This window comes from Bradyrhizobium altum (assembly GCF_020889705.1).
GTDB lineage: Bacteria > Pseudomonadota > Alphaproteobacteria > Rhizobiales > Xanthobacteraceae > Bradyrhizobium > Bradyrhizobium altum.
The window spans coordinates 1-3,432 of the sequence record NZ_JACMYP010000462.1; the positions used below are offsets into that span (position 1 = coordinate 1).

The 3,432-nt window shown below is 63.7% G+C and carries 4 protein-coding genes; 1 reads left to right on the forward strand and 3 read right to left on the reverse strand.

Going from position 1 to position 3,432, the window contains the following annotated elements:
- A partial coding sequence (mutL, locus tag H8B02_RS46205) for a DNA mismatch repair endonuclease MutL (RefSeq protein ID WP_229172357.1) occupies window positions 1-610 on the reverse strand: 610 nt, incomplete at its 3' end.
- A gap of 232 nt (window positions 611-842) precedes the next feature.
- Here mutL and H8B02_RS46210 point away from each other — a divergent pair.
- Window positions 843-1,154, forward strand: coding sequence for a ribbon-helix-helix domain-containing protein (locus H8B02_RS46210; protein WP_229172358.1), 312 nt, complete (start codon window positions 843-845; stop codon window positions 1,152-1,154).
- Window positions 1,155-1,277: 123 nt separating this feature from the next.
- Here H8B02_RS46210 and H8B02_RS46215 read toward each other — a convergent pair whose 3' ends face one another.
- Entirely contained in the window at window positions 1,278-2,846 is a 1,569-nt protein-coding gene (locus H8B02_RS46215) for a GMC family oxidoreductase (protein ID WP_229172359.1), read from the reverse strand.
- A 109-nt stretch (window positions 2,847-2,955) separates the two neighbouring features.
- Window positions 2,956-3,432, reverse strand: a 477-nt coding sequence (locus tag H8B02_RS46220) for a gluconate 2-dehydrogenase subunit 3 family protein (protein ID WP_229172360.1), incomplete at its 5' end; no start/stop codon positions are given.

Genomic DNA, 3,432 nt, shown 5'->3' on the forward strand with positions numbered 1-3,432 from the left:
CGCCGGGCAGCGCCGCGGCCCAGGTGACCGGTGCACGCTCTTCGCCGGCCAGCGTGAAGGCGATGTCGGGCCGTGCCATGCCGAGGCGCCGCACCACCTCGCGGATCGCTTCCGCCTCGGTGCGGTCTGTCTTGAGGAATTTCAGCCGTGCCGGCGTTGCATAGAAGAGTTCGTTGACCTCGACGCGGGTGCCGTGGCCGAGCGCAGCGGGCATGACCTCCGACTTCGCGCCGCCCTCGACCGACAGCGACCAGGCATGCGGTTCGCTGGCATGGCGCGTGGTGATGCCGAGCTTTGCCACCGCGCCGATCGACGGCAGCGCTTCGCCGCGGAACCCGAGCGTGCGGATACGCAAGAGGTCTTCGTCGTCGAGCTTCGAGGTGGCGTGGCGATCGACCGCAAGCGCGAGGTCGGTGCGCGTCATGCCGCCGCCATCGTCGGTGATGCCGATCCGGCGCCGCCCGCCGCCGTCGGTGAAAACGTCGATCCGGCTCGCGCCGGCGTCGATCGCGTTCTCGACCAGTTCCTTGACGACGCTCGCAGGGCGTTCGACCACTTCGCCGGCGGCGATGCGGTTGACGAGCTGTTCGGGAAGCTGGCGGACGGGCATGGGTTGCGCGATCGGACAGGGATTCGAGGTTCGGCGGCATTGTAGTCGGCTCGCCGGCCAAATGCATGGGCCGGCCCGCGAATGGCTGCCTTTAGCTGGGGATGGAGCCGGCCTATCGCCTTGAAGACACTCACCTTTGCGTGTGGACCGGGTGCGCCCTACGTGGCGATTGTGACGCCGCACGCGCGGGTATATCGTTTAGAAAAATTATAATCTGATCGGGAGGATAGTCATGTGCCATTTGTTCTCGCACCAGCCGCAGCGCAATTACGAATCGCAGACCCGATCGCTGCGGATCGGTGGTCATTGCACCTCGATCCGGCTGGAGATGTCGTTCTGGGACACGCTGGAGGAGATTGCCGCCAAGGAGGGGATGAGCGTCGCCAAGTTCGTCACCACGCTCTATGGCGAAGTCCTCGACCATCATGGTGAGGTCAATAATTTCGCATCGCTGTTGCGCTGCTGCTGTTTGATTTATCGCGCGCAGAGCGCGGCGGCAGTGCCTGAATTCCAGGGCCAGCCCATCCTCGACGCCGCTGAATAGGCTTTCGGATCCATCGCGCAGAAGAAACGGCCTTGTCCAGGCAGGACAAGGCCGTTGGAGTCACGAGAGAACTCGGGCTTTGGTTCCGATCGAAGTCAGAACCGAAGCTCGCCCTTCCGGGTGCTAGATCTCCTTGCGCTGCATCGCGCCGGCGATCTGGTCGGCCTGCCGGATCGCCAGCGACACGATCGTCAGCGTCGGGTTGCACGCCGCTCCGCTCGTGAACTGGCTGCCGTCGGAGACGAACAGGTTCTTGATGTCGTGGGTCTGGCCGAACTTGTTGACCACGCCGTCGCGCGGCTTCTCGCTCATCCGGTTGGTGCCCATGTTGTGGGTCGAGGGATAGGGCGGCGTCGGATAGGTCACGGTGGCGCCGACCGCCTCATAGACTGCGGCGCCCTGCTTGTAGGCGTGATCGCGCATCGCGACGTCGTTCGGATGATCGTCGAAATGCACGCTCGCGACCGGCATGCCGAACTTGTCCTTGATGCTCGGATCCAGCGTAACACGGTTGGTCTCCTGCGGCAGGTCCTCGCCGACCAGCCACATGCCGGCCATCCGCGGATAGCCTTCCATGGCGCTGGTGAAGCTGCGGCCCCAAGCCCCGGGATTGAGAAACGCCGCCATGAAGGGCAGGCCGAGCGACAGCGTCTCCATCTCGTAGCCGCCGACGAAGCCGCGCTTCGGATCGTTCTTCGCCTCGTCGCGGATGATGCCGGCCATCGTGGTGCCGCGATACATATGCACCGACTTCTCGAAGGTCGCATACACGCTGCCGGTCATGTGCCGCAAATAATTGCGGCCGACCTGGCCCGACGAATTGGCAAGACCATCCGGGAACATGCTGGAGGCGCTGTTGAGCAAGAGCCGCGGGCTCTCGATCGAGTTGCCGGCGACCGCAACGACGCGGGCCTTCTGGCGCTGCATCGCGCCGTTCGCGTCGGCATAGACCACGCCGGTGACCTTGCCGGACTGGTCGTGCTCGATCTTGATCACCATGCTGCCGGGACGCACTTCGAGATTGCCGGTGGCTTCGCCCTTCGGGATCTCGGTGTAGAGCGTCGACCATTTGGCGCCCGACTTGCAGCCCTGGAAGCAGAAGCCGATCTGCTGGCAGGAGCCGCGGCCGTCGCGCGGCTCGCTGTTGATCGCCATCCGCCCGGTGTGCACTTCCTTGTAGCCGAGCTTCTTGGCGCCGGCTTCCATCACCTTGAAGTTGTTGTTGCCGGGAAGCCCGGGGATGCCGTTGGTGCGGGTGACGCCCATCTTGTCCTCGGCCTTGGCGTACCACGGCTCCATCTCGGCGAGCGTGATCGGCCAGTCCAGCAGATTGGCGCCGGGGATGTTGCCGTATGCCGACTTGATCTTGAACTCGTGCTCGTCGAAGCGCAGCGAGGCGCCGGCCCAATGCGTGGTCGAGCCGCCGACCGCCTTCACGATCCAGGCCGGAATATTCGGGAAATCCTTGTGGACGCGCCAGCTTCCCGACGTCGTGCGCATGTCCGACCAGGCGAGCTGGCCGAAGCTGTCCCACTCATCGTTGATGAAGTCCTGGTTCTCGATGCGCGGGCCGGCTTCCAGGATCACGACCTTGATGCCCTTCTGCGCCAGTTCATTGCCGAGCGTACCGCCGCCGGCACCGGAGCCGACGATCACGACAACGCCGCTGTCATTCAGATCGAATTTTGCCATTGTTTCCTCCTGGGCGTTCGCTGCTGCCGCGCGATGGATCATCGCGCCATGATTGATTTTTGAGCATGATCTGTTCGGAAAACCGCTTCACACTTTTCCGGATCATGCTCTATGCCTTCGGCAGCCAGTCGATATCGGCGAAGCCGCGCTTGATGTAGCCGCCATGCTCGGCGGAGGAGCCCTCGTAGCCGAACCTCGGCCAAACCTCCTTGTTGTTGTAGAGCGATGCGATGAGGTCGCCGCGGATCTTCTGGAAGAAGGCGCTTGCCTCGATCTGTTGCAGCAGCGCGACGCGATCGTTCTCCCAGGCGACCTGGGCATAGGGCATCTTGTGGCGATCGTTGGCCGCCTGATCGAGTCGGGTTACGCCCTCATTGATCAGCGATTTGATGGCCGGATCCTTCGCCGCCTTGTCATCCCACGGCTTGACCGCAGTGATGTAGTAGCTGTCGCCGAGGAAGTCGTGCGGATAGATGTCGCGCGCCATCTTCAGCAATGTCTTCATGGTGGCCGGCGTCAGCGTACCCGCCTCATCGGCCCACGCATCGGTGATGCCGAGCCCGGTCGATGTCGCGATCGCGACCGC

Coding starts and splice junctions, on each gene's coding strand:
- H8B02_RS46210 (WP_229172358.1), top strand. CDS start 843: ATGTGCCATTTGTTCTCGCACCAGCCGCAGCGCAATTACGAATCGCAG.
- H8B02_RS46215 (WP_229172359.1), bottom strand. CDS start 2,846: ATGGCAAAATTCGATCTGAATGACAGCGGCGTTGTCGTGATCGTCGGC.